20 protein-coding genes are annotated in these 23,084 nt (G+C 57.0%); 8 read left to right on the top strand and 12 right to left on the bottom strand.

The window, feature by feature from the left end; genetic code table 11:
- The first annotated feature begins 126 nt into the window (after window positions 1–126).
- Window positions 127–879 carry a Coq4 family protein gene (locus tag AC0L6S_RS16330; protein ID WP_473425171.1) on the top strand — a complete coding sequence of 251 codons (753 nt, stop codon included), beginning with the start codon at window positions 127–129 and terminating at the stop codon, window positions 877–879.
- Here the strand turns inward: AC0L6S_RS16330 and AC0L6S_RS16325 are convergent.
- Window positions 876–1,274: a Rap1a/Tai family immunity protein gene (locus AC0L6S_RS16325; protein ID WP_473425170.1), complete on the bottom strand. Its 399-nt coding sequence runs from the start codon at window positions 1,272–1,274 to the stop codon at window positions 876–878. The two genes, AC0L6S_RS16330 and AC0L6S_RS16325, sit on opposite strands and share 4 nt — an antisense overlap.
- A gap of 63 nt (window positions 1,275–1,337) precedes the next feature.
- Window positions 1,338–1,664, bottom strand: coding sequence for a YMGG-like glycine zipper-containing protein (locus AC0L6S_RS16320; RefSeq protein ID WP_473425169.1), 327 nt, complete (start codon window positions 1,662–1,664; stop codon window positions 1,338–1,340).
- Between the two features lie 175 nt (window positions 1,665–1,839).
- Between AC0L6S_RS16320 and AC0L6S_RS16315 the strand changes: the two genes are divergently transcribed.
- The gene (locus AC0L6S_RS16315) at window positions 1,840–3,087 is read left to right on the top strand and encodes an alpha/beta hydrolase fold domain-containing protein (protein ID WP_473425168.1); all 1,248 of its coding nucleotides are present in this window, start codon (window positions 1,840–1,842) and stop codon (window positions 3,085–3,087) included.
- 6 nt (window positions 3,088–3,093) lie between these two features.
- Here the strand turns inward: AC0L6S_RS16315 and AC0L6S_RS16310 are convergent, their stop codons facing one another.
- The 5 genes from AC0L6S_RS16310 to AC0L6S_RS16290 all read right to left on the bottom strand — a co-directional run bounded on the left by AC0L6S_RS16310 (window position 3,094) and on the right by AC0L6S_RS16290 (window position 8,421).
- Complete coding sequence (locus AC0L6S_RS16310) at window positions 3,094–3,828, bottom strand: 16S rRNA (uracil(1498)-N(3))-methyltransferase (protein ID WP_473425167.1); 735 nt, start codon at window positions 3,826–3,828, stop codon at window positions 3,094–3,096.
- A 30-nt stretch (window positions 3,829–3,858) separates the two neighbouring features.
- Window positions 3,859–4,698 carry a methylenetetrahydrofolate reductase [NAD(P)H] gene (metF, locus tag AC0L6S_RS16305; RefSeq protein ID WP_473425166.1) on the bottom strand — a complete coding sequence of 280 codons (840 nt, stop codon included), beginning with the start codon at window positions 4,696–4,698 and terminating at the stop codon, window positions 3,859–3,861.
- A 12-nt stretch (window positions 4,699–4,710) separates the two neighbouring features.
- Window positions 4,711–6,102 (bottom strand): adenosylhomocysteinase, encoded by a 1,392-nt coding sequence (gene ahcY / locus AC0L6S_RS16300; RefSeq protein ID WP_473425165.1) that lies wholly within the window; start codon window positions 6,100–6,102, stop codon window positions 4,711–4,713.
- A 121-nt stretch (window positions 6,103–6,223) separates the two neighbouring features.
- Window positions 6,224–7,381, bottom strand: a complete 1,158-nt coding sequence (gene metK / locus AC0L6S_RS16295; RefSeq protein WP_473425164.1) for a methionine adenosyltransferase — start codon at window positions 7,379–7,381, stop codon at window positions 6,224–6,226.
- 29 nt (window positions 7,382–7,410) lie between these two features.
- Window positions 7,411–8,421, bottom strand: coding sequence for an ArsR/SmtB family transcription factor (locus AC0L6S_RS16290; RefSeq protein ID WP_473425163.1), 1,011 nt, complete (start codon window positions 8,419–8,421; stop codon window positions 7,411–7,413).
- A 189-nt stretch (window positions 8,422–8,610) separates the two neighbouring features.
- On the opposite strand from AC0L6S_RS16290, the gene tkt reads away from it, so the two are divergent.
- From tkt to AC0L6S_RS16265, 5 genes are read left to right on the top strand one after another with little or no spacing between them, the layout of a single operon-like run.
- Window positions 8,611–10,611 carry a transketolase gene (gene tkt, locus AC0L6S_RS16285; protein ID WP_473425162.1) on the top strand — a complete coding sequence of 667 codons (2,001 nt, stop codon included), beginning with the start codon at window positions 8,611–8,613 and terminating at the stop codon, window positions 10,609–10,611.
- 11 nt (window positions 10,612–10,622) lie between these two features.
- Window positions 10,623–11,639 carry a glyceraldehyde 3-phosphate dehydrogenase NAD-binding domain-containing protein gene (locus tag AC0L6S_RS16280; protein WP_473425161.1) on the top strand — a complete coding sequence of 339 codons (1,017 nt, stop codon included), beginning with the start codon at window positions 10,623–10,625 and terminating at the stop codon, window positions 11,637–11,639.
- 36 nt (window positions 11,640–11,675) lie between these two features.
- Complete coding sequence (locus AC0L6S_RS16275; protein WP_473425160.1) at window positions 11,676–12,848, top strand: phosphoglycerate kinase; 1,173 nt, start codon at window positions 11,676–11,678, stop codon at window positions 12,846–12,848.
- A gap of 55 nt (window positions 12,849–12,903) precedes the next feature.
- Complete coding sequence (fba, locus tag AC0L6S_RS16270) at window positions 12,904–13,968, top strand: class II fructose-bisphosphate aldolase (RefSeq protein WP_473425159.1); 1,065 nt, start codon at window positions 12,904–12,906, stop codon at window positions 13,966–13,968.
- A gap of 8 nt (window positions 13,969–13,976) precedes the next feature.
- Complete coding sequence (locus AC0L6S_RS16265; protein WP_473425158.1) at window positions 13,977–14,939, top strand: alpha/beta hydrolase; 963 nt, start codon at window positions 13,977–13,979, stop codon at window positions 14,937–14,939.
- Here AC0L6S_RS16265 and AC0L6S_RS16260 read toward each other — a convergent pair.
- From AC0L6S_RS16260 to serA, 3 genes are all read right to left on the bottom strand, one after another.
- Window positions 14,930–16,552, bottom strand: a complete 1,623-nt coding sequence (locus AC0L6S_RS16260) for a tetratricopeptide repeat-containing sulfotransferase family protein (RefSeq protein ID WP_473425157.1) — start codon at window positions 16,550–16,552, stop codon at window positions 14,930–14,932. The genes AC0L6S_RS16265 and AC0L6S_RS16260 overlap by 10 nt on opposite strands.
- A 121-nt stretch (window positions 16,553–16,673) precedes the next feature.
- Entirely contained in the window at window positions 16,674–18,983 is a 2,310-nt protein-coding gene (locus AC0L6S_RS16255) for a TonB-dependent receptor (protein ID WP_473425156.1), read from the bottom strand.
- Window positions 18,984–19,259: 276 nt separating this feature from the next.
- Window positions 19,260–20,489 carry a phosphoglycerate dehydrogenase gene (gene serA, locus AC0L6S_RS16250; RefSeq protein ID WP_473425155.1) on the bottom strand — a complete coding sequence of 410 codons (1,230 nt, stop codon included), beginning with the start codon at window positions 20,487–20,489 and terminating at the stop codon, window positions 19,260–19,262.
- Between the two features lie 128 nt (window positions 20,490–20,617).
- Between serA and AC0L6S_RS16245 the strand changes: the two genes are divergently transcribed.
- The gene (locus AC0L6S_RS16245) at window positions 20,618–22,015 is read left to right on the top strand and encodes an FAD-binding oxidoreductase (protein WP_473425154.1); all 1,398 of its coding nucleotides are present in this window, start codon (window positions 20,618–20,620) and stop codon (window positions 22,013–22,015) included.
- Window positions 22,016–22,049: 34 nt separating this feature from the next.
- Here AC0L6S_RS16245 and AC0L6S_RS16240 read toward each other — a convergent pair whose 3' ends face one another.
- On the bottom strand, window positions 22,050–22,316 hold the full coding sequence (locus tag AC0L6S_RS16240; protein WP_473425153.1) for a DUF167 domain-containing protein: 267 nt from the start codon (window positions 22,314–22,316) through the stop codon (window positions 22,050–22,052).
- A 51-nt stretch (window positions 22,317–22,367) separates the two neighbouring features.
- Complete coding sequence (rpiA, locus tag AC0L6S_RS16235; protein WP_473425152.1) at window positions 22,368–23,042, bottom strand: ribose-5-phosphate isomerase RpiA; 675 nt, start codon at window positions 23,040–23,042, stop codon at window positions 22,368–22,370.
- Between the last annotated feature and the right edge of the window lie 42 nt (window positions 23,043–23,084).

Below are 23,084 nucleotides of genomic sequence, written 5' to 3'. Positions count from 1 at the left end.
TAATTGACCGCTCAAGGTATACCCTGCAGAATCGGGAGCTGGTGGGGTACCATTGGGAACTGTGAGTGAGGCAATGTGGAGTTTGCTGTTGCCCCGAAAGCCAATTGATCAATACAGGTGCATAACATGATGGCCTCGATTGCTAACGTTATAGACGATTTTAAAGGCGTGAAGCCACTTCAGGCGCTGCGTTCGGTGCGTGCATTGATAGCCGACCCGGACAGTACCGGCGAGGTGTTCAAGATTATTGAAGCCCTCAAAGGCGGCAGTCTGGCGCGTGCGCTGACGCGGCTGAAATCCACGCCAGAAGGGCGCGAGTTGCTGCAGAGAAAACCCGATATTCTGCCGGCACTGAACGACCGCGACGCATTGCGATCTATGCCTGAGGGCAGTGTCGGGCGCGCATATCTCAAGTTTGTGGAGAGTCAGTCCCTCAGTGCCGATGGCCTGGTGGCGGCCAGTGAAGAGGCGCCGCGTGGACGCGGCCTGAATGCGGACGAACTTTGGCTGGGCAACCGCTTGCGCGACATCCACGATCTGCAGCATGTGATGTGCGGCTACGGTCGCGACCAGTTGGGCGAACTGTGCCTGCTGTCATTCATGGTCACACAGACGCCCAACCGTGGTATCGCCTTTATTATCTTTATGGCCAGACGCAAGGCGCGTCAGGCGACCCAGCTGTTTTCCGTAGACGACTGCATCGACGAAGGGCGCCGTATCGGCGAGGCTGCCACGTGGTTTGCCACCGTAAACTGGGAAGAGCGCCTCGCTGAGCCGCTCGACCAACTGCGCAATGAACTGGGTATATTGAAACCCACGCTTTACCGGAATGCGATTCGCAGCTTCGCCGATATGGAACCGGCGATCAGCGCGGCCTAGCCTGCCTTATCGCAGGGCCAGCGCGCCATCAGAGAACGGATGACGGTATCGATGGGTGCCTCTGAATTGTACTCGGGGTTTTCCTGCATGAAGCTGACGAACACCTCGACGGCCTGCTGCCGAGTTGTCCCTGTAGGTGCGCATACCAGATCCCTATTGATGTCTGCGCCTGCAAGCGCCTGATGATAACGGATCGCACCCTCAAAAAAGCCGTAGCAAAAACCAAGTTCTGCCGCGCTATCCGCGTTGGTGGGCGCTACGGTGCATACCTCTATCAGCGCACCGGCAGAGCCGAGCGTGATATCTTTGGCTTTGGCAGATACCTGGGCCGATGCCAGTCCGACCGTGCCTCCGACTACTATGCTCAATATGCCAATCCATCGCCGTGCTGTCATTGTTTCTCTCCTTTATGCCTGTTGGGCTCGTGTGTGCGTGAAATGTTGGTGCGAGCCGATCGATCAATAGTCAGCCGATTCCTGCCTCAGCTGTTCGTTTTCCTGCCGCAGCCGGGCATTTTCCGCTTCCGCGTCCTCGCGCTTATTGTACTGGTCGTAGATATAACCTCCCGCTGCACCCACGGCGGCACCGATTGCGGCGCTTTCACGGCTGGTACCGAGTATCGCGCCGCCCAGCGCGCCAATTGCGGCGCCAGCGCCGGTGCGTTCTTGTGTCTGGTTCATGGTGCAGCCGCTGGCTAGTGCGGCGAGCAGGACAGAGACTGTTGCAACCCGGCGAGTGGCCGCTCCTGTTGATGGGGGTGCTGTTACGGTTTCTTTGGTATGCATTATCGTGATCTCCTTCGATAGCTGCGGTCATGCAGTTTGCCACTTGAAAACTCAGTCTAGCAAAGTGCCGCAGTTGAGTGCACCCCAATCGATGGCGATGAGTTAGGAGACACATCTGCACAAGGTGACTTAGAATGGTTGAACTGAACTGCCGCTATCAATCCTGGAGACTAAGTTGAGTATTGCCGGAATCTATTTGTTTTTGGCGCTGCTGAGCGTCATTAGTGTCGCTGCCGCCTGTATCAAGGCGCGGCGCCTGTACTGGATGGTGCCGGTGTATTTCCTCCTCGCCTGGCTTTGTGGCGAGCTGGCGCTGGTGCATTTGATCTGGCAGATATCCCTGACGGGCTTATTGGCATTCTTCGGCGCGTTGTCTGAGCCGTTGGCACAGCTCGGGCTCGGTTTTTTTGCATTGTCCTGGTTGGGATTGATCTATTTGCACTGCCAGTCAATGGATACTCCCCGTCATCTGCGGCTCGCGCTGCAGCGCACGCTGGGGGACGATTATCGGTCCGATATTCCGCCCCAGCGTCGCCAGCTTCTGCGTGATGATATCCGCTCATATGATTGGCTGAGGCCATTTCACTTCAAGCGCGACGGCGTGCAACAGCACCGGGATATCGCCTACGGTGATGCCGGTAAACGCAACCTGCTCGATATATACCAGCCGGATGGGGAGCGCGAGGGCGGTTTCCCCGTGTTGTTGCAGGTCCACGGTGGCGCCTGGATTATCGGGGAGAAGGAACAGCAGGCCAAGCCGCTGATGTATCACATGGCTCAGCGCGGCTGGGTGTGCGTGGCGATCAATTACCGACTGAGCCCAAGGGCGGCCTTTCCGGCGCATATTATTGATGTGAAGAAAGCCATCGCGTGGATAAAGGAGCATATCCACGAATACGGCGGCAACCCCGATTTCATAGCAATTACCGGCGGTTCGGCAGGTGGCCACCTGAGCTCACTGGCTGCGTTGACCCCGAACTGCGCCGAATGGCAACCAGGCTTTGAGGATGTCGATACGCAGGTGCAGGCTGCGGTGCCGATCTATGGCGTTTTCGATTTTCGCGATCGACACGGTATTCGCGGTGAGATGTCCATGAGCGATATGATTGCTGACAAGGTTATCCAGTGCTCACAGGCTGAGAATCCGGCACTGTGGGATGCAGGGTCGCCGCTGTCACATGTCACGGCGGATGCGCCCCCGATGTTTGCGATTCAGGGCACGCATGATTCTCTGGTGTGGGTGGAGGAGGCGCGGGTTTTTGTCGATGCCCTGCGGGGTGTCTCGCAGCAACCGGTGGTCTACGCCGAATTACCCGGTGCGCAGCATGCGTTTGAAATCTTCCATTCGGTGCGCACTAACCATACCGTAAATGCCATCGGGGATTTTCTGGAGTGGACTCACGCCCGGTGGCTGCGCGATTAGGCCGCATCATCCCGGCGTCATATCTCCCCAGTAGGCCTGCAGTATAGCGATTGCGGCCAGAGGTGCTGTTTCCGTGCGCAATACCCGTGGGCCCAATCTCAATGCGGTGTAGCCGATGCGTTCTGCGGCTTCAATTTCACTGTCGCTGAGCCCGCCTTCGGGGCCCACCAGCAATGCGATGCTGCCCGGGCTGCTGCCCGAGATGTCGATTGTATTTGCGCGGTGGTGCAGGACAAATTTCTGCTCCGCATCGGTGATGTTCAGCCAGTTTTCCGCGCTTTGCAGTGGGTGGATGATCGGCGGCTGGTTGCGTCCGCACTGTTCGCAGGCGCTGATCGCTATCTGTTGCCAGTGCTGGTTTTTCTTCGTTGCACGCTCGCCGGAGAGTTTCACTCCTGTGTGTTCGGTGAGCAGTGGCGTCACGGCGGTAACGCCCAGCTCTGTGGATTTCTGTATCACCCAGTCCATCCTCTCACCACGGGACACGCCGATGCCGAGGTGGATCGCCAGCGGCGATTCGCTTTCAGTATCCCGGTGCTCGCCGGTACGGACCTCAACCGCTTTCTTGTCGATAGCGGTAATTTCGCCCGGATACTCACCCCCCTGTCCGTCAAACAGCGTCAGTGGGTCACCCACAGCCAGACGCAGCACGCGCGCCAAATGGCGGCTGGGGCCGGGCTCCAGCGCTACCGTGGTATGGCTGGCGAGTGTCTGGGTACTGTAGATACGGGTTATACGCATGGCGTTGCAGCCCGGTGGATAGGGCCTGGGCTAGAGGCCCAGGTTATTATAGATTTCTCGCGTCGGCTCTATCTGGTTCATCGTATAGAAATGAATGCCGGGAGCACCACTGTCCAGCAGTGTCTGGCACAGTTGTGTGACAACCTCGACACCAAATGCCCTGATGCTGTCCTGATCATCGCCGAACGCCTCAATACGCTGACATATCCAGCGTGGAATTTCCGCACCGCTGTTGCGCGAAAAACGCTGCAGATTGGCGAAATTGGTGATTGGCATAATGCCCGCGTAAATGGGCTTGTCGATACCGATCGCCGCGCACTGGTCCAGAAAGTAGAAGTAGGCTTCCACATTGTAGAAGTACTGGGTAATAGCGCTGTTGGCGCCGGCGTCGAGCTTGGCTTTCAGGAAGCGGATATCACTGTCGTAGCTCTTGGCTTCCGGGTGTGTCTCCGGGTAGGCCGCGACCTCGATCTCGAAGTGATCGCCGCAGTGCTTTCGTACGAACTCCACCAGCTCATTGGCGTACACCAGCTGCGCTGCACCGCCCGTCCCCGAGGGGACATCGCCACGCAGAGCGACCAGCCGCTTGATGCCTCTGCCCTGATAGGTTTCCAGCAGTGTCGCCACCGCATTTTCATCATCACCACCAAAGCTGAGGTGCGGCGCCACATCTATCCCGGCTTTATTCAGTGCCGACACGACGCCCAGTGTAGAGTCGCGAGTGCTACCGCCGGCACCGTAGGTCACCGAGAAAAACTCGGGACCCAGATCATTCAGGGCGGGTGCCACCTCGGTCAGCAATTTCTGTATGCCAGCCTCGGTTTTGGGCGGGAAAAACTCGCAGCTTATACGCTGCTTCTGCGCTGCCATCGAAGCTAGCCCCTAGTACTTGTAGCTGTCTGGCTTAAAGGGGCCATCCGGGCTGACCTTGATGTAGTCGGCCTGTTCCGGGCTCAGCCGCGTCAGCACGGCGCCGAAACCACCTATCATGTGGGCCGCAACTTCTTCGTCCAGCTTCTTCGGCAGAACTTCTACCGCCAGTGCGGCCGGCTTCATGTTTGACTCAAGATCAGCGAACTTGCGCTCGAACAGGTAAATTTGTGCCAGTACCTGGTTCGAGAACGAGCCGTCCATGATACGCGATGGGTGACCCGTCGCGTTGCCCAGGTTGACCAGGCGGCCCTCGGACAGCAGGATCAGGTAGTCGTTGGCCTCTTTATCGCGGTAGATCTTGTGCACCTGCGGTTTGACCTCTTCCCACTCCCAGTTGCGACGCATAAACGCGGTGTCGATTTCATTGTCGAAATGGCCGATGTTGCACACTACTGCATTCGATTTCAGTGCTTTGAGCATGTTCGAATCACAGACCTTGTAGTTGCCAGTTGTGGTCACTACCAGATCGATAGTAGAGAGCAGATCGCGATTGATGCTGGCCTCGGTACCGTCATTGATGCCGTCAATAAACGGCGACACAACTTCAAAGCCGTCCATGCAGGCCTGCATCGCGCAGATCGGGTCAATCTCGGAGATTTTGACGATCATGCCTTCCTGGCGCAGTGACTGCGAGGAACCTTTGCCCACATCGCCGTAGCCGATGACCAGCGCTTTCTTGCCGGACATTAAGTGGTCGGTACCGCGCTTGATTGCGTCGTTCAGGCTGTGGCGACAGCCGTACTTGTTGTCGTTCTTGGACTTGGTGACCGAATCATTGACGTTGATGGCGGGCACTTTCAGGGTGCCGTGCTCCAACATCTCCTGCAGGCGGTGCACGCCGGTGGTGGTCTCTTCGGTAATACCGTGGATCTTGTCCAGCATGGCGGGGTACTTGTCGTGCAACATCGCGGTCAGGTCGCCGCCGTCGTCGAGGACCATGTTCGCATCCCAGGGCTCGCCGTCCTTGAGAATGGTCTGCTCCAGACACCAGTCGTACTCTTCCTCGGTTTCACCTTTCCACGCATACACGGGTATACCAGCAGCGGCGATGGCCGCAGCGGCGTGATCCTGAGTGGAGAAAATGTTGCACGAAGACCAGCGCACTTCCGCGCCCAGCTGAATCAGTGTTTCGATCAGCACGCCAGTCTGGATGGTCATGTGGATACAGCCGAGAATTTTAGCGCCTTTGAGAGGCTGGCTTGCCGAGTATTTCTCGCGCATCGCCATCAGTGCAGGCATTTCACTTTCAGCGATATCCAGCTCGCGACGACCCCACTGGGCCAGCGAAATATCGGCGACTTTGTAGTCTTCTTTCTGTTCGATGTTTTCTGCTTTGCTCATGTTTGTTTCCTCTGGCCGCTGGGCCATTTTTGCCTACTGTGAATTCTTTTGTGTGCTTCACTCACACCAGACCGGCACTGCGAAGCGTGAGCCGCACAGCACCGACCTGAAGCACCGCCAATTACTTGGCAGCTTTTCGAAGCGCTGCAGCCTTGTTTTTCTTCTCCCAGGTGAAGTCCTTGTCTTCACGCCCAAAGTGCCCGTAAGCTGCAGTCTTGCGGTAGATGGGACGTTTCAGGTTGAGCATCGCAATCAGGCCCTTGGGACGCAGGTCGAAGTGCTCGCGCACCAGGTCTGCAATGGCGTTGTCGGAGATTTTACCGGTGCCGAAGGTATCGATGGAGATGGAGGTCGGCTCGGCGACACCAATGGCATAGGACACCTGAATCTCACAGCGGTCTGCGAGGCCGGCGGCGACGATATTCTTGGCGACATAGCGCCCCGCATAGGCTGCTGAACGGTCAACCTTGGAGGGGTCCTTGCCGGAAAACGCGCCCCCACCGTGACGCGCCATGCCGCCATAGGTGTCGACAATGATCTTGCGGCCGGTCAGGCCACAGTCGCCCACGGGACCGCCGATAATGAACTGGCCGGTGGGGTTGATGTGGTACTTGGTGCGCCGATGGAGCCACTCCTCGGGCAGGACATCCTTGATCACGTGCTCCAAAACCTGCTTGCGAATCTCGCGCTGGCTAACCCCTTCATCGTGCTGTGTGGACAACACCACGGCATCGATGGCCACAGGCTTGCCGTTTTCGTAACGCAGGGTTACCTGGCTTTTGGCGTCCGGACGCAGCCACGGCAGTTTGCCGTTTTTACGCAACTCGGCCTGACGCTCCACCAGGCGGTGTGAGTAGTAGATGGGCGCTGGCATCAGCACATCGGTTTCGTTGGTGGCATAACCAAACATCAGGCCCTGGTCGCCAGCGCCCTGTTCGTGGTTTTTGCTCTCATCCACCCCCATAGCGATATCCGGTGACTGGTTGCCGATGGCGTTCAGCACGGCACAGGAGGCCCCGTCAAAGCCGACATCGGAGCTGTTGTATCCAATATCGAGAATGGTTTGTCGGATGGTGTCTTCCAGATCCATATTCGCTGAGGTAGAAACCTCACCAGCGACGATGGCCATGCCCGTTTTGACCATGGTCTCAACGGCAACACGCGCGTTTTTATCCCTTTTTAGAATGTAGTCCAGAATCGCATCGGAGATCTGGTCAGCCATTTTATCGGGGTGCCCCTCGGACACGGACTCGGAAGTGAAAATAGTGTACTCGCTCATAGATTTATCCTTATCGGTAAAAAATTTTTTCAGGCCCGGCCAAACAGCCGTACCTGTACTTGAAAACCATTACGCTGTGCCAGATATTCACTGGCCATTTCAGTCAGCCCTGCGTTCTCAGCCCATTGCGCCAGTTGCTGCGGATCGAAACCCAGCCACAGGTCACCGCAATTTTCCCTGGCCCAGCCCTGATCGTGGTTGCACAAATCCGTTAACAGTACTACCCCGCCCGGCGCCAGGCATGCAGCCACGTCCCGCAGCACATCGCCGGGTGCAGGCGTATGGTGCAATACCATATTGATCACGACACAGTCCGCCTCCAGCCCCTGTAACTGTGGGCTGCGGGTATCGTCGAGAATGAAGTCGACGTTCTGCAGCTCTGCCGCAGCAACCTTGTCGCGTGCCTGTGCCAACATGCCGGGCGCATTGTCCAGTGCCACTACCCGCTCAAACTGCGATGCCAGCTCCAGCAGGAAGGAGCCATCACCCGGCCCCACCTCCAGAACCGTGTTGCGACGCTGCAATGGCGCTCCGGTGAGTATTTGGGCCACCACATCGGCGTACTGCTCATAGCTGGCAATTAAATCCTGCTGTTGATGAAATTTGCTAGCGTTGAGGCGGAAAAAGTTGCTGGAATTTTCCTCGCGTTGCCGGTACAGGGACGCCAGTCGGCTCTGGATATCCTCCGGCAGTTCGATGGTGTCCGCAGTTTCAAAAATGCTGTGTTGCAGTGCCTCGAGATCGGGGTGCTGACCCAGCTCACTGCGGCGATAGAAAATGGAGTTGGCTTCGCGCCGGGCGGCCACCAGCCCGGCATTGGCCAGCACTTTCAGGTGATGGCTGAGCGCCGGTTGGCGAATATTGAAGATGGCGCACAACTCAGATACGCCGAAAGAATCCTTGCGCAATACGCGCAGCACCAGCAGGCGAAGGGTATCCGCGCTGGCTTTGCACAGGTTGGTGAGCGCGGTCAGATGTTGGTCTGACGGCGACTGCTCCGGTATCGGAGCCACCAGTTTTGCGGCAGTTATCGAAGGCATGGCGCGAGAGTCTAGCAGGCCGGCACATCTATATCAAAATATTTTGATATAGTACTGCGACCCCTGTCACAACAAACTATTTCGGGTGGAAGAGTAAATTATTCCCTATTTGTTTGCCGTTCGTGGCCGCTTACGCGAAAATGGCGGCCCATTTTGGTCCCACCCTTGATTACCGCCACGGAGATCCCGATGTCGTCCCCCCGTACCAGACTTGCCAATGCTATTCGCGTCCTCAGTATGGATGCTGTCCAGAAGGCCAAAAGCGGCCACCCAGGTGCCCCTATGGGAATGGCGGATATCGCCGAGGTGCTCTGGAATGACTACCTCAGGCACAACCCGAAGAACCCCTCCTGGGCGGGCCGCGACCGATTTGTGTTGTCCAATGGGCACGGCTCGATGCTCATCTATTCGCTGCTGCACCTGACCGGCTACGACCTGCCTATGTCTGAGATCCAGAATTTCCGCCAGTTGCATAGCAAAACACCTGGCCACCCTGAGTTCGGCTATACGCCTGGTGTGGAAACCACGACCGGACCGCTGGGTCAGGGTCTGGCCAATGCGGTGGGCATGGCGCTGGCTGAGAAAGTACTGGCGGCCCAGTTCAACCGACCCGGCCATGATGTGGTAGATCACAATACTTACGTGTTTCTCGGAGATGGCTGTCTGATGGAGGGGATTTCCCACGAGGCCAGCTCGCTGGCCGGTACGTTGGGCCTGGGCAAGCTGGTGGCGTTCTACGACGACAACGGTATTTCCATCGACGGGGAAGTTGAAGGCTGGTTCACCGACGACACGCCGGCGCGTTTTCGTGCCTACGGCTGGCAGGTACTCAACGATGTGGACGGTCATGATGCCGACGCCATCAAGGCAGCGATTGAGGAAGCCCGTGGTGACAGCGCGAAACCGACGCTGATTTGCTGCAAGACGATTATCGGTAAGGGGTCACCCAACAAACAGGGCACGGAGTCGGTGCACGGCGCCGCCCTTGGTGAGGACGAAGTCGTCGCCACCCGCGAAGCGCTCGGTTGGCAGCACGCCCCCTTTGATATACCCGATGACATTTATGCCGGGTGGAATGCACAGACTCGCGGCGGCGAACTGGAGCAGGCGTGGGATGACGCCATGGCGGCCTATGCCACCGCGCATCCGGATCTCGCAGCGGAACTGCGCCGCCGTCTGGCCGGCGAGTTGCCCACCGGCTTCTCTGCACAGGCCGATGAGTATATCGCCCGCTGCCAGAACGAAGGTGCGAGCATTGCCTCGCGCAAGGCATCAGAGAACTGCCTGAACAGCTACGGGCCATTGCTGCCGGAATTGCTCGGTGGCTCTGCTGACCTGGCCGGCTCCAACCTGACGCTCTGGAGCGGGTCGAAAGGCGTGAGCGCCGACGACGCCAGCGGCAACTACGTGTACTACGGTGTGCGCGAGTTCGCGATGGCGGCGATCATGAATGGCATCGCGCTGCACGGCGGCTTCATCAATTATGGTGCCACTTTCCTGATATTTATGGAGTACGCTCGCAATGCCGTGCGCATGGCGGCGCTGATGAAGCAGCAGTCTATCTTTGTGTTTACCCACGACTCTATCGGTTTGGGCGAAGATGGCCCGACGCACCAGCCGGTCGAGCAATTGACGGCTTTGCGTACCACGCCAAATATGCGAACGTGGCGGCCCTGTGATGCGGTGGAGTCGGCAGTGGCCTGGAAATCCGCCATAGAGCGCCGTGACGGGCCAACATCGTTGATCTTCTCCCGCCAGAGTCTGCCGCATCAGGCGCGCAGTGAACAGCAGCTGGCCGATATCGCGCGCGGAGCGTATATCCTCAAGGACTGCGAAGGGGCGCCCGAAGCCATCCTGATAGCCACCGGCTCCGAGCTGCAGCTGGCGATGGCCGCCGCCGAGGAACTGGCGGGTAAAGGCCGCAAGGTGCGCGTGGTGTCCATGCCCTGTGCCGAGTTGTTCGAGCAACAGGATGCCCAGTACCGTGAGGCGGTATTGCCCAGCGACGTTCTCGCACGCGTTGCGGTAGAGGCACTGCACGCGGATTACTGGTACAAGTACGTGGGGCTGGACGGGCGAGTGGTCGGTATGACTAGCTTCGGTGAGTCCGCGCCGGCCGGTGACCTGATGCAGCACTTTGGCTTCACGACAGAGAATGTTGTCGCGACCGTCGAAGACGTCTTGCTGTAGAGCGTATCCGCATGCTGCGTCTGGCTATCAATGGCTATGGTCGTATCGGTCGCAGCATTCTGCGCGCGCTGTACGAAAGTCAGCGGCGCGAGGAAATGGCGATTGTTGCCATCAACGAGCTGGCCGATGCCGGTACGGTGTTGCACCTCACCCGCTATGACTCCACTCACGGGCGGTTTACGCTGCCGTTGGCCGGTGACAGTAAACAGCTGATTGTGGATGGCGATGCCATCGCGCTGCTGAACCACGAGCGGATCGATGCGCTGCCGTGGAAAGTGCTGGGTGTGGATATCGTGCTGGAGTGCACCGGGGCGTTCTCCGATCGCGCGACGGCAGAGCAGCATTTACAGCAGGGCGCTGCGAGGGTGCTGTTTTCCCAACCGGCCCAGCCCGACGTGGACCAGACTGTGGTGTACGGTGTGAACCACCTAGAACTCAGCGGCGCGCACCGTATCGCCTCCAGCGCCTCCTGCACCACCAACGGCATTCTGCCGGTTATCAAGGCGCTCGATGATGCGCTCGGGATTGAGACGGGTACCATCACCACCATTCACTCCGCGATGAACGACCAGCCGGTACTGGATGCGTACCACCATACGGATTTGCGCAAAACGCGGGCAGCATCGCAATCCATTATTCCGGTGGATACGGCATTGGCGAGGGGCATTGAGCGCATTTTGCCGACTATGGCCGGACGCTTTACGGCGCAGGCGTTGCGGGTGCCGACACTCAACGTCTCAGCGCTGGATTTAACCGTGCAGACCCAGCAGGACACTGATGTCGCCACTATCAATCGAATTCTGCGAGAGGCGTCACACTCTAAATTCGACGGCGTACTTGGCTATACCGAGGAGCTTCTGGCATCCTGTGATTTTAATCACGATCCGCGCTCCAGTATTGTCGATGCCAGCCAGACTCGCGTCAGCGGCAAGCGTTTGGTGAAGGTGCTCACCTGGTTTGACAACGAATGGGGCTACGCCAATCGCATGCTGGATGTGGCGAAATGCTGGCACGCAGCTGTACATTAGCGGACATAAACAACAGTTAGCAGGGAAACCAGACGTATGACGCTCAACGTTCATCTGATGCAGGATTTGGAATTGCGCGGCCAACGCGTATTGATTCGTGAAGACTTGAATGTGCCGCTCAAAGAGGGCGTGGTTACCAGTGATGCCCGTATTCGGGCGGCTCTACCGACTATTGAGGCTGCGCTGATAGCTGGCGCCAAAGTGATTCTTATGTCACATCTGGGCCGCCCGGTGGAGGGTGAGTTCGATCAGGCCTTTTCGCTGGCACCGGTCGCGGAGCATTTGTCTGGTTTGCTCGGCAAGCCTGTGGCTCTGGTGTCGGATTGGCAAAAGGGTGTGGAACTGGCAGACGGGGAGGTGGCACTGCTGGAAAATGTGCGCTTCAATCCGGGAGAGAAAAAGGACGATGAGGTCCTGTCTCGCGCCTATGCAGCACTGTGCGATATCTTTGTTATGGATGCATTCGGCACAGCGCACCGGGCGCAGGCATCCACTCATGGGGTGGCGAAGTTTGCGCCGGTGGCCTGTGCCGGGCCGCTGCTGGCGGGAGAGTTGACCGCCCTGACGAAGGCCTTGTCCAACCCTGCGCGTCCGTTGGTTGCGATTGTGGGCGGCTCCAAAGTCTCAACCAAGCTCGAGGTGCTGGAGGCCTTGTCTGACAAGGTGGATCAACTGGTCGTCGGCGGCGGTATCGCCAATACGTTTCTCGCGGCCAGTGGCAGCCCGGTGGGCAAATCCCTGTGCGAACACGATCTGATCCCGACCGCTCAGGCATTGATGGAAAAAACCGAGATACCGCTTCCCGTTGATGTCGTCACAGGTAAGGCATTCTCCGAGGATACACCGGCGAGCCTGAAGGCCGCGGGTGACGTCACCGACGATGATATGATTTTTGACATCGGGCCGCAGGCGGCGCAGCAAATTGCAGAGATTCTGAAAAATGCTGGCACCATTCTGTGGAATGGCCCTGTCGGCGTGTTCGAGTTTGATCAGTTTGCCGAGGGCACTAAAACGCTGGCGCTTGCGATCGCGGACAGCCCGGCATTCTCGCTGGCCGGCGGGGGAGACACACTGGCGGCCATAGACAAATTTGAAATTGCAGACAGAGTTTCGTATATCTCCACCGGCGGTGGTGCGTTTCTGGAGTACGTCGAAGGGAAAACGCTGCCCGCAGTCGCGATGCTTGAACAGCGCGCCAGTGGCAAGTAAGAGTAGACTTACCGCTGGGCTCCATTGAAATTTTACGAGTTAAAGGACAACAATCATGGCATTAATCAGTTTGCGTCAGTTGCTGGACCACGCCGCCGAACACAATTACGGCGTACCCGCTTTCAATGTCAACAACCTGGAGCAGACCCGCGCCATTATGGAGGCGGCTGATGCCACCAACTCTCCTGTCATCATGCAGGCCAGTGCCGGTGCGCGTAAATACGCTGGCGCGCCGTTCCTGCGGGCGATGATGGAAGCCGCCATGAACGAATTTCCCCATATTCCGGTGGTAGTGCATCAGGATCACGGCGTGTCGGCCGGTGTCTGCCAGCGCTCCATCCAGTTGGGCTTCAGTTCGGTGATGATGGATGGCTCGCTGGGCGAAGACGGCAAGACGCCGATGGACTACGACTACAACGTGGCGGTGACGCGCACAGTGGTAGACCTGGCACATGCCTGTGGCGTTTCGGTAGAGGGCGAACTGGGCTGTTTGGGTTCGCTGGAGACCGGTGAGGCGGGCGAGGAGGACGGAATCGGTGCGGAGGGTAAATTGACCCACGACCAGATGCTGACAGACCCCGAGGAGGCCGCCAGCTTTGTAAAAGCCACCGGCGTGGATGCCCTGGCCATTGCCTGCGGAACCAGCCACGGCGCTTACAAATTCACGCGCCCCCCTACGGGAGATATTCTCGCCATCGACCGTATCAAGGATATTCATTCACGCATCCCCAATACCCATCTGGTGATGCACGGCTCCTCTGCGGTGCCGCAGGACTGGTTGGCCATCATCAACGAGTTCGGCGGAGAAATTCCTGAGACCTACGGCGTGCCGGTAGAGCAGGTACAGGAAGGAATCCGTCACGGCGTGCGCAAGGTGAATATTGATACCGACCTGCGGTTGGCATCAACCGGTGCGATACGTCGATTCCTCGCGCAAAACCCGGCAGAGTTTGATCCGCGCAAATACCTGGCGCACACCATTACCGCGATGAAAGATATCTGTATTGCGCGCTACGAATCGTTCGGCACCGCCGGCAACGCCGACAAGATCAAAGTTCGTTCACTCGATCAGATGCAGCGCGCCTACGACTCGGGGGAGCTGACACCCGCTGTCAATTGACGGCTGGCGTGACGTTGACACCGGAGCTACTGCAGGCGCTTCGCGAGCAGCTGCCAGCGCTCGGTGCCGGGCAGGCCGCACCGTCGCAGCTGGCCGCATTCTGTCGCTATTATGGCATTGATTTCACGACACGCGACCCCGCTGTCTCGCATGAAGCCGGGCTCGTCTCGTCCGGGGACTACACACTCGTTGTGCACCAGTGGTGCGCGCCCGCCGCACGCGCCAATCTGCTGGTGCTGCACGGGTATTTCGATCACACAGGGCTGTTCAGCAACCTGATCGAGTGGGGTCTGGCGCATCAGTGCAATGTGTTGATGTTTGATCTGCCCGGCCACGGGTTGTCCAGTGGACAGCCTGCGGTAATCGATGATTTTGGTGATTACAGCCGAGCGATTGATGATGTACTGCGCGCGGCGAGCTTGCCGGACTTGCCACTGTGGGTGATGGCGCAGAGCACAGGCTGCGCCGCTCTGGTGGATTACGCTCGGAAATACCAGTGGCCGTTTGCTGCAGCAGTATTGCTGGCGCCGCTGGTACGACCAGCAGGCTGGCTTTGGATGAATCCGGCGCAACGCATTCTGAATGTATTTACAGACAGTTTAAGGCGTTCGTTTGCCGTAAACTCCTCCGACCGGGCGTTCCTTGCCTTTATCAAGCGCGACCCGCTGCAGTGTCACCGTGTTTCACTGCGCTGGTTGGGGGCGCTGCGCCGTTGGTTAAGTGATCTGCCGCCGCGTGATCTGGGTGTGGGCCCCGCGCTTGTCATCCAGGGTGATGCAGATGGGACGGTGGACTGGCGCTACAATATGCCTGTCATCGCGCAGTTGTTTCCCGGCAGCCGGATTGAATATTTACCCGGCGCGGGTCACCAGCTAGCCAATGAGTCCGCTGCAATTCGCGCGGGCTATACGCAGCATGTGCAGGCATGGCTGGCGCAATGTGGCCTGACGCTGCAAACCTCTCACGGGTAGAAACCGGCTGATTTAAATAACTCGTACAGCGGTTGCAGGGCATCGCCATAGCGCTGCCAGCGGTTCACGGAGTGGGTATAGATCTGCTGTTTTACTTGTACAGCGCTGGGTGTTGCCACACTGTTATTGCGTTGATGAAAGTCCAGGCATTGTTCCTCCCAGCGCAAACCGCAGTACTGCAGCAATTCTCTGGAAGCATGCTTAGGGTCAGCCACCAGCGCTTCGTAGCAGACTTCATGTACGGTCCCGGGCATCACGGCTTGCCAGTGGCGTATCAGGTGATCAAACAATAGGTAATAGCGGCCACAGTCCAGTAGATTGTAATTGTACTGGTAAGGCTTGAAATCCACGGCAAACAACTGCCGGAAATTGCTGAGGCAGGTATCCATAGGGTCGCGACGCAGACAAATCAGTTTGGCTTTGGGCAGCGCCAGATGTATGAGTCCCAACAAGAGAAAATTGAGGGGTAGCTTGTCAATAAAATGCGGCGTATGACCCGTTCTTGGCCGGGTGCTTGCAATATAATCAGCCCCCAGTTTTCCCAAGTCCAGTTCAAGAGACTTACTCAGTGCGGTGATGTCGAGAAACTCGTTGGGCTCAGCATCGGTGGCGCGCCTTACCTGAAGCGGAAAATTCTGCAACTCACCGGCACTGTATACCTGTGAGTGACTAGCGAGAATCTGCTCCACCAGAGTGGTGCCAGAGCGCGGCATGCCGACGATAAAAATGGGCTCGGAACTGTCGCAACAGGCGCGCGTTGCCTTGAATACATCGCCGTTGAAAAGTTGCTCAATGCTGGAGAAATACTGCGACTGTGAGTGGATATTGAAGCTCACTTCCGCAGCCCGCTGCTGCTTGGCCCATTCGAGGTTGGCAAACGCCTCCTGATATTGCTCAAGGTCTTCATGTTCCTTGGCGATAGCGTGTCCGAGGTGCAGCTGATCGCGTGCGCTTATCGCATTGGCACGCAGGGCTTGCAGTCGATCCAGGTGATTGCTGGCGGGCGTCTGGCGCCGCAGCGAGGACAGGGCTGAGTGAGCCTTGAACATATGTGGTTGCAGTTGTATGGCGTGCTCGTAGGCTTCTTCGGCGGCGCCTAAACGCCCTGCAAATTGCAGTGAGGCTCCATGGTTGAAATGGAAATTGGCTAGCCACTGTGCTGAGAAGCCATCCTTTACTCGAGGTCGGTCCCGCAGGGTTCGCGCAGCCCGTTCGTAGCACGCTAGCGCTTTTTGATGCTCACCGGTATGACTGAACACTGTGCCCAGAGTGTGCAGGGTTGTCGGCGCAGCAGGGTTTAAAGCCAGAGTGAGTTCCGCTTGGTGTAGCGCCTTTTCAGGTAAATCTAGAGCAATTAATTGTTTGCCCAACTCCGTTCGATATTCGGGGTTCTGGGGGTCAAGCTCAATGGCTTGATCAAGTATGTCTACTGCTTTTTCGGTCTGCCCATTGTGCGCGGCTATGACACCGCAAAGAAACCAGGCATCTGCGAAGGACGAATCGATCTTAAGTATGGCCAGACAGTGTTGATGTACTTCTCGCAACAACCCCTGCTGCAGGGCCTTCTGTGCAGCAGCGTGATGCCTGGCAATTTGTCGCTCGCTGGGATTCATTCCGATACCACTTTAAACGTAAGCGTCACTTGCAGGGTGGGTCAAAGCTCGCTTTACTTGTTTTTCATCGGAGGCACAAAAAAGGGCGCTCACGAGCGCCCTGTTGCAATCGCGGTTTTCCCTATCCTTCAAAATCGTAACGGAAGCGCATACCAAACTGTCGTGGCCTTACGATATCGTGAAAGTAGTATCTCGAATCAAAACCTTCAACATTCTCGATGTCGTTGAAGTCGCCACGCACCCCTGTTTCCCCGTATTCGTCAAACACATTGTCCGCATACACGGCCACCGTCCAGCCATTCTTGAACCATGTTGCGGAGATGTTATGCAACGCAAAACCCGAGAGGCTTTCGCCATTGTCTCGCTTACCCACTTTAGTGATGATATTGCTCTGGTAGGTCATTGACCAGTCAAAGTCGACATAGGAGCCATCGTTTAGTGGCAGGGTGTAATTTGTGCCCAAAAGCAGTTGATTCTCAGGAGTCCCTGGCAGGCGGTCACCGTCCTGGGCATCCACACCGTCGACGAGTCCGGGCGCATCGTCCGTTAGCTCGGCCTTGTTGTATGAGTAGGCGGCGTTTAGAGAGAGCCTGGGTGTGACAAGCCACTGACTTTGCAGTTCGATACCGGTACTTCTGGCCGAGCTGCCGTTGGTAAATATGTCGATACTGGCGTTTTCAGCCTCAGTGATAATTCGGACATCATCCCAATCGATATAGTAAATGGAGCCATTGAGCAGAAGCGTATTGTTAAAGAGCTGAGAGTGAACACCCAGCTCATAGTTTGTCGTCGTATCGGGCTTGATCAGTTGTTCTTCTGCAGAAAGGCATTCGCCCTGTGGAGGGTTATCACACAGTGGCCGTGGGTTCAGGCCCCCGAGCCTGTAGCCTTGACTGACAGTGAAGTAGGCCATGATGTCATCAGTAAAGGTATACGAGGTATTGGCCTTGTAGATGACGTCATCGTCGTCGACGTCAAAATTCTCCATCATCAGTTCAGCGGAGGGTGGTTCCAGCAGTGGCAGCAGTGTTCCGGTGGCTGAATCGAGTTCAAACTTGAACCAGCGCATCCCCAGAGTGACTTGCCAGGCATCAGTGAACTCATAGCCAATCTCACCAAAGGCTGCTGTTTCGGTTATTTTCTCATTTAACCTGCTGACAAAGCCGAGTGGAGACTGATCCAGCCCCCAGAACTCGGGAATCCCCGGATAGTACTCCTGGCTCTCGGCATCAATCTTGAAGCGGCTGTAAAACCCACCGACTATCCAGTTCAAAGGTCCATCTTCATTGGAGACCAACCGCAGTTCCTGGGTGAAGGTATCCTCGTCAGAATCCTCCCGGCTATAGGCGACGAAGCTGGGAAAGAACTCATAACCGTATCCGGCCCTGAGCAGGAAATCGGTCTGATCGCGCTGGCCGTTTTCGGTGTATTCGTTATATCCAGTCGCAGAGGTGAGGTCGGCAAACCCCAGGTCTGCCACCACTTCAAGAGAGAGTAACTCATTCTTGCGTTTGTTGGGTTCTTTAAAGCGGGCGGCGGATTCATATTTGCCGGTACCAAATGAGTCTCTGTAGTTGGCCTGGCGACCGCCTATATCGGCATCCTGATAGAAATAGGTGAGGGTGCCGTCGAGCCAGTCATCGGTATAGCGCAGGGCTAACCGGCCGGACCATGTTTGCTCTGTATTGGCATCTTTCTTTTGTCTGATGTTCTCGTCACTCAGGGCGGGTGTGGGCTGGGGGTTCGATACGCCCGGGTTGCGGACAAGATAGTCGTAGTCAATGAAACCGGGATCGTCGAGGTAGTCCAGCGAGGCCCGCAACGCCAGTCGGTCGTCGATAATGGGGACATTGATGGTGCCACCGCCCTCATAACCGGCACCGTCAGAGTGGCTCAGCCCGTAGAGGTCTCCGCGCAGCTGGTAGCTCAAGGTATCCGTTTGTGGCTTGTTCGGGATATACCGTATTGCGCCCGCCAGTGTTCCCGCGCCATACAGTGTGCCCTGAGGACCCAACAGTACCTCGACCCTCTCGATGTCATTGAGTTTCAGATCAATATAGATAGGTACATCACCGACATAGGTCGCGACAGCGCCGCTGCCGTCGTTGTTGAGATCAGGTGCATTGACTGAATCCACTGTCAAGCCGCGCACGCTAAGCGTATTACCACTGCGGGGGCCCTGGTCGATAACCGTAAGTCCGGGAACTCTGCGGGCGATATCAGCGAGGTTTTCGATGCGCTCCCGGTCGATCAACGCTGCATCCAGTGAAGTGATATTGATTGGGATGTTTTGGATGGACTGCGCACGACGGGTGGCGGTCACGATAGTCTCTTCCAACCGGGGTTCCTGAGCAATACTGTTACTGGAGATCAAGGCGGATGCGATTGCCGCTGATAGCGCCGTGACCTGAAATGCCCTGTTATTCCGCATGTTTGCCCCTACTTGCGTTATAAGTGTCTGACTTTACATATGTCATTGGAACATAGGGCCCGTCCCTGTCGCCCGGTAGCTTTTCCTTATTCAAGCCGTAACTCGCCCGAATATCGGTACGACAGCTCGGTATTTATTTATCCTTTAACTAAGGTACCATCACAGGCAACCGCCTTAAAATGGCCGATAAGGCGGAAAAATACCGTTTGTAGTCAGTGTCTTATGTCGGTTATCTGCAGGGATTTATGACCGTAGATTGTGTTTTGGGCCGTCAGATCAAAACAACACGCGGCTGCGAATGGTGCCTTCAACCTCCGCCAGTTTTTTCAGTGCGATCTCGCTGTACTCGGCATCGATGTCGATTACCACGTAGCCCACGCTCTCATTGGTTTGCAGAAATTGCGCTGATACATTGATCCGGTTGTCAGAGAATATATTGTTGATGGCGCTCATGACGCCGGGGATGTTGCGGTGTATGTGCAGGAGTCTGTGTTTGTCAGTGTGCTCCGGCAGCGCAACTGCGGGGAGGTTGATGGACGAGGTGGTTGTGCCATTGTCACTGTATCGAGCCAGCTTTTCCGCTACCTCCATGCCGATATTTTCCTGTGCCTCAATAGTGCTGCCCCCGATGTGCGGGGTGAGGAAGGTATTGTCGAAGCGGCGCAGGGGGGATACGAATTCATCCTCATTGGAGCGCGGTTCGACCGGAAACACATCAATTCCGGCACCACCGAGGGCACCGCTGTCCAGCGCATTCGCCAGCGCGTCGATATCCACCACCGTGCCGCGCGAAGCATTGATCAGGATACTGCCTGGCTGCATCTGGCGCAGCTGCTCAGCGCCGATCATGTTTTTGGTAATGTCGGTTTGAGGTACATGCAGGCTGACGACATCTGAGCTGCCCAGAAGGTGGTTAAGGCTGGGTACCTGGCGGGCGTTGCCCAGCGGCAGTTTGTTGGTAGTGTCATAAAATTGTACCTGCATGCCCAACCCTTCGGCGATAACACCCAACTGCATGCCGATATTGCCGTAGCCGATGATGCCGAGTTTTTTACCGCGAATCTCAAAGGAGTTGGCCGCGCTTTTCTGCCACTCCCCGCGGTGTGCGGCGGCATTTTTCGCCGCTACGCCACGCAGTAGCAGTATTGCTTCGGCCAGCACCAGTTCAGCGACGCTGCGGGTGTTGGAGAATGGCGCATTGAATACGGGTATGCCGCGCCGCGTGGCGGCTTCGAGATCGACCTGGTTGGTGCCGATACAAAAACAGCCGACTGCCACCAGCTTGCCGGCAGCCTCAAATACTTCCTCTGTGAGCTGTGTGGCGGAGCGTATGCCGACAAAATGGGCGCTGGCAATCGCATCTTTCAGTTCCGCAGTGGGCAGCGCTTTCTTGTGTTGCTCGATATTGCTGTAACCGGATTTCTGCAATGTCTCCACCGCCGAGGGGTGAACACCCTCCAGCAGCAGAAATTTGATTTTGCTTTTCTCCAGCGATTGCTGCGCCATGATGTTCTGGTCCTCTACAGGTGGGAGCCGGCAGTCCGGCATGTGCCGTTGCGGCAAAAAACGGCGCGTATGGTACCATACGCGCCGCTCGAACCAGCGCCCTGTGAAAATTACCGGAGGAATGCATCTTGGCCGTAATCGACGACGACGTCCTGGATACGTTGGAGGGGATTGTGGGGGTCGGCCGCGTGCTGACCGACACCGATTCCCTGCAGCGCTATGGCCGTGACTGGACCAGGGTTCACACGCCAGACCCCGCCGCTGTGGTGCTGCCGGCAAGTATTTCGCAGGTGCAGGATATTGTGCGACTCGCCGCCGCCAAAGGGATCGCTATCGTGCCCTCCGGAGGCCGCTCCGGACTCAGCGCCGGTGCCGTAGCTTGTCGGGGCGAACTGGTGCTCGCGTTGGATAGGCTTAATACAATAGAGGATTTCAACCCCGTCGACCGCACTGTGCGCTGCGGGGCGGGCGTTGTGACTGAACAGTTGCAGAACTATGCCGCGGAGCAGGGCCTATTCTACCCGGTTGATTTTGCCTCCAGCGGTTCCAGTCAGATCGGTGGAAATATCTCCACCAATGCTGGTGGTATCAAGGTGATTCGTCACGGCATGACCCGCGACTGGGTGGCGGGATTGAAGCTGGTTTGCGGCAGCGGCGAACTGCTAGACCTCAATCGCGGGCTGGTGAAAAACAACACTGGCTATGACTTGCGGCAGTTGGTCATCGGCGCCGAGGGCACACTGGGGGTGGTGGTTGAAGCCACGATGCGGCTGACACGCCCACCACAGGAACTCACTGTGCTGGTGCTAGGCGCGCCGGACATGGCAGCTATCATGAAGGTTCTGTGTGCCTACCAGAGTGAGATAGAGCTCAGTGCCTTTGAGTTTTTCTCGGAACTGGCGCTGCAGAAAGTCATCGCACATCAGGGACTACAGCGCCCATTCGATACACCGGCAGAGTTTTATGCGCTGTTGGAATTTGAACAACGCGACGAAAAAACACTGGAGCTGGCTATGAGCCTGTTCGAGCAATGTGTTGAACAGGGCTGGGCGGTGGATGGCGTGGTGAGCCAGAGCATCGCGCAGGCCGAGTCACTGTGGCGGCTGCGCGAGGATATTTCGGAAACCATTTCGCGCTGGACGCCATACAAGAATGATATTTCCACCGTCACTTCCCGGGTGCCGGAATTTCTCAAAGAAGTGGAAGCAGTGGTGACCAAAAGCTATCCCGAGTTTGAGATTGTCTGGTTTGGGCATATCGGTGATGGCAATGTGCACCTCAATATTCTCAAGCCTGACGAATTGTCGATGGAAGAGTTTCAGCTGCGCTGTGGCGAGGTGAGCAAATGGGTGTTCGATATCGTTCAGCGCTATGGCGGTAGTATTTCCGCCGAGCACGGTGTTGGCCTGCTGAAGAAAGATTATCTTCATTACTCCCGCTCAGCAGCAGAGGTGTCGATCATGCGGCAGATCAAAAAGGCCTTTGATCCGGCGGGGATTATGAACCCCGGTAAGATATTTGATTGATAGCGGCCAGGGCCTGCTCAGCCGTCATAATCGCTCACTGCGCATTGTTGGCACCGAAAACGTCCTCGATACCCTTCATTGTAATACCCTGGATCTCAACAACCTTATTCTGTGAGGTGCTGCCCGAAGCAATGGAAAGAGCACTTTTTTGAAGTTGGAGTTCCCTGGCGAGTAACTTGATTACGGCAATATTGGCTTTGCCCCGTTCCGGGGGAGCCGAAACTCGAACCTTGAGCATATTTCCCAGCCATCCGGCCACGTTAGACCTGGACGCACCGGGAATGACTCTGACTTTCAACATAACTGAGCTGTTCATGGCGTGGGCGGCCACGCGACCGGTATTGCCAGCAGACTACTCGGCACGCAGCGTTTTCACGCCTTCTGCTGTGCCCAGTAGCAGCACATCGGCGGGCTTCAGCGCAAACAGGCCATTGCTTACAACGCCGGTAATGTTATTGATTTTCGCCTCCATCGCCAGGGGCTGGGGGATAGAGAAGTTGAATACATCGAGAATAACATTACCGTTGTCCGTGACCACGCCCTCGCGGTAGATGGGGTCGCCGCCGAGCTTAACAAGCTCACGGGCGACGTAACTGCGCGCCATCGGAATCACCTCTACAGGCAGTGGGAACTGCCCTAGTGTGTGTACCAACTTGCTCTCATCCGCGATACAGATGAACTCTTCTGCCACGGCGGTCACGATCTTTTCCCGTGTCAGTGCCGCGCCTCCTCCCTTTATCAGTTGTAGTGAACGGTTACTTTCGTCGGCGCCATCAATGTAAAAATCGACACGATCGACCGTATTGAGCTCATACACCGGGATGCCGTGGCTTTTCAGGCGCTGAGCGGAAGCCTCGGAGCTGGCCACCGTGGCGTTGATCTGTCCCTTGATCCGGCCCAGCGCGTCGATGAAAAGGTTGGCGGTGGAACCGGTGCCGATACCCAGGACGGTGTCATCCTCCAGCCGCGGCTGGATATACGCCAGTGCGGCGTCGGCTACGGCCTGCTTGAGTTCGTCCTGAGTCATTGTCGGTGCTCCGCATCTGGGCTGTTTAAAGGACGATAGTAT

The organism is Halioglobus sp. D3-4, from assembly GCF_055809315.1.
The sequence above is the reverse complement of the archived record's forward strand: the minus strand, read 5'-3'. Positions and strand labels throughout refer to the sequence as shown.

What these genes read in the sequence shown, in the direction of transcription:
- AC0L6S_RS16330 (WP_473425171.1), top strand. Translation starts at nt 127, where the DNA reads ATGATGGCCTCGATTGCTAACGTTATAGACGATTTTAAAGGCGTGAAG.
- AC0L6S_RS16325 (WP_473425170.1), bottom strand. Translation starts at nt 1,274, where the DNA reads ATGACAGCACGGCGATGGATTGGCATATTGAGCATAGTAGTCGGAGGC.
- AC0L6S_RS16320 (WP_473425169.1), bottom strand. Translation starts at nt 1,664, where the DNA reads ATGCATACCAAAGAAACCGTAACAGCACCCCCATCAACAGGAGCGGCC.
- AC0L6S_RS16310 (WP_473425167.1), bottom strand. Translation starts at nt 3,828, where the DNA reads ATGCGTATAACCCGTATCTACAGTACCCAGACACTCGCCAGCCATACC.
- metF (WP_473425166.1), bottom strand. Translation starts at nt 4,698, where the DNA reads ATGGCAGCGCAGAAGCAGCGTATAAGCTGCGAGTTTTTCCCGCCCAAA.
- ahcY (WP_473425165.1), bottom strand. Translation starts at nt 6,102, where the DNA reads ATGAGCAAAGCAGAAAACATCGAACAGAAAGAAGACTACAAAGTCGCC.
- metK (WP_473425164.1), bottom strand. Translation starts at nt 7,381, where the DNA reads ATGAGCGAGTACACTATTTTCACTTCCGAGTCCGTGTCCGAGGGGCAC.
- AC0L6S_RS16290 (WP_473425163.1), bottom strand. Translation starts at nt 8,421, where the DNA reads ATGCCTTCGATAACTGCCGCAAAACTGGTGGCTCCGATACCGGAGCAG.
- tkt (WP_473425162.1), top strand. Translation starts at nt 8,611, where the DNA reads ATGTCGTCCCCCCGTACCAGACTTGCCAATGCTATTCGCGTCCTCAGT.
- AC0L6S_RS16280 (WP_473425161.1), top strand. Translation starts at nt 10,623, where the DNA reads ATGCTGCGTCTGGCTATCAATGGCTATGGTCGTATCGGTCGCAGCATT.
- AC0L6S_RS16275 (WP_473425160.1), top strand. Translation starts at nt 11,676, where the DNA reads ATGACGCTCAACGTTCATCTGATGCAGGATTTGGAATTGCGCGGCCAA.
- fba (WP_473425159.1), top strand. Translation starts at nt 12,904, where the DNA reads ATGGCATTAATCAGTTTGCGTCAGTTGCTGGACCACGCCGCCGAACAC.
- AC0L6S_RS16260 (WP_473425157.1), bottom strand. Translation starts at nt 16,552, where the DNA reads ATGAATCCCAGCGAGCGACAAATTGCCAGGCATCACGCTGCTGCACAG.
- AC0L6S_RS16255 (WP_473425156.1), bottom strand. Translation starts at nt 18,983, where the DNA reads ATGCGGAATAACAGGGCATTTCAGGTCACGGCGCTATCAGCGGCAATC.
- serA (WP_473425155.1), bottom strand. Translation starts at nt 20,489, where the DNA reads ATGGCGCAGCAATCGCTGGAGAAAAGCAAAATCAAATTTCTGCTGCTG.
- AC0L6S_RS16240 (WP_473425153.1), bottom strand. Translation starts at nt 22,316, where the DNA reads ATGTTGAAAGTCAGAGTCATTCCCGGTGCGTCCAGGTCTAACGTGGCC.
- rpiA (WP_473425152.1), bottom strand. Translation starts at nt 23,042, where the DNA reads ATGACTCAGGACGAACTCAAGCAGGCCGTAGCCGACGCCGCACTGGCG.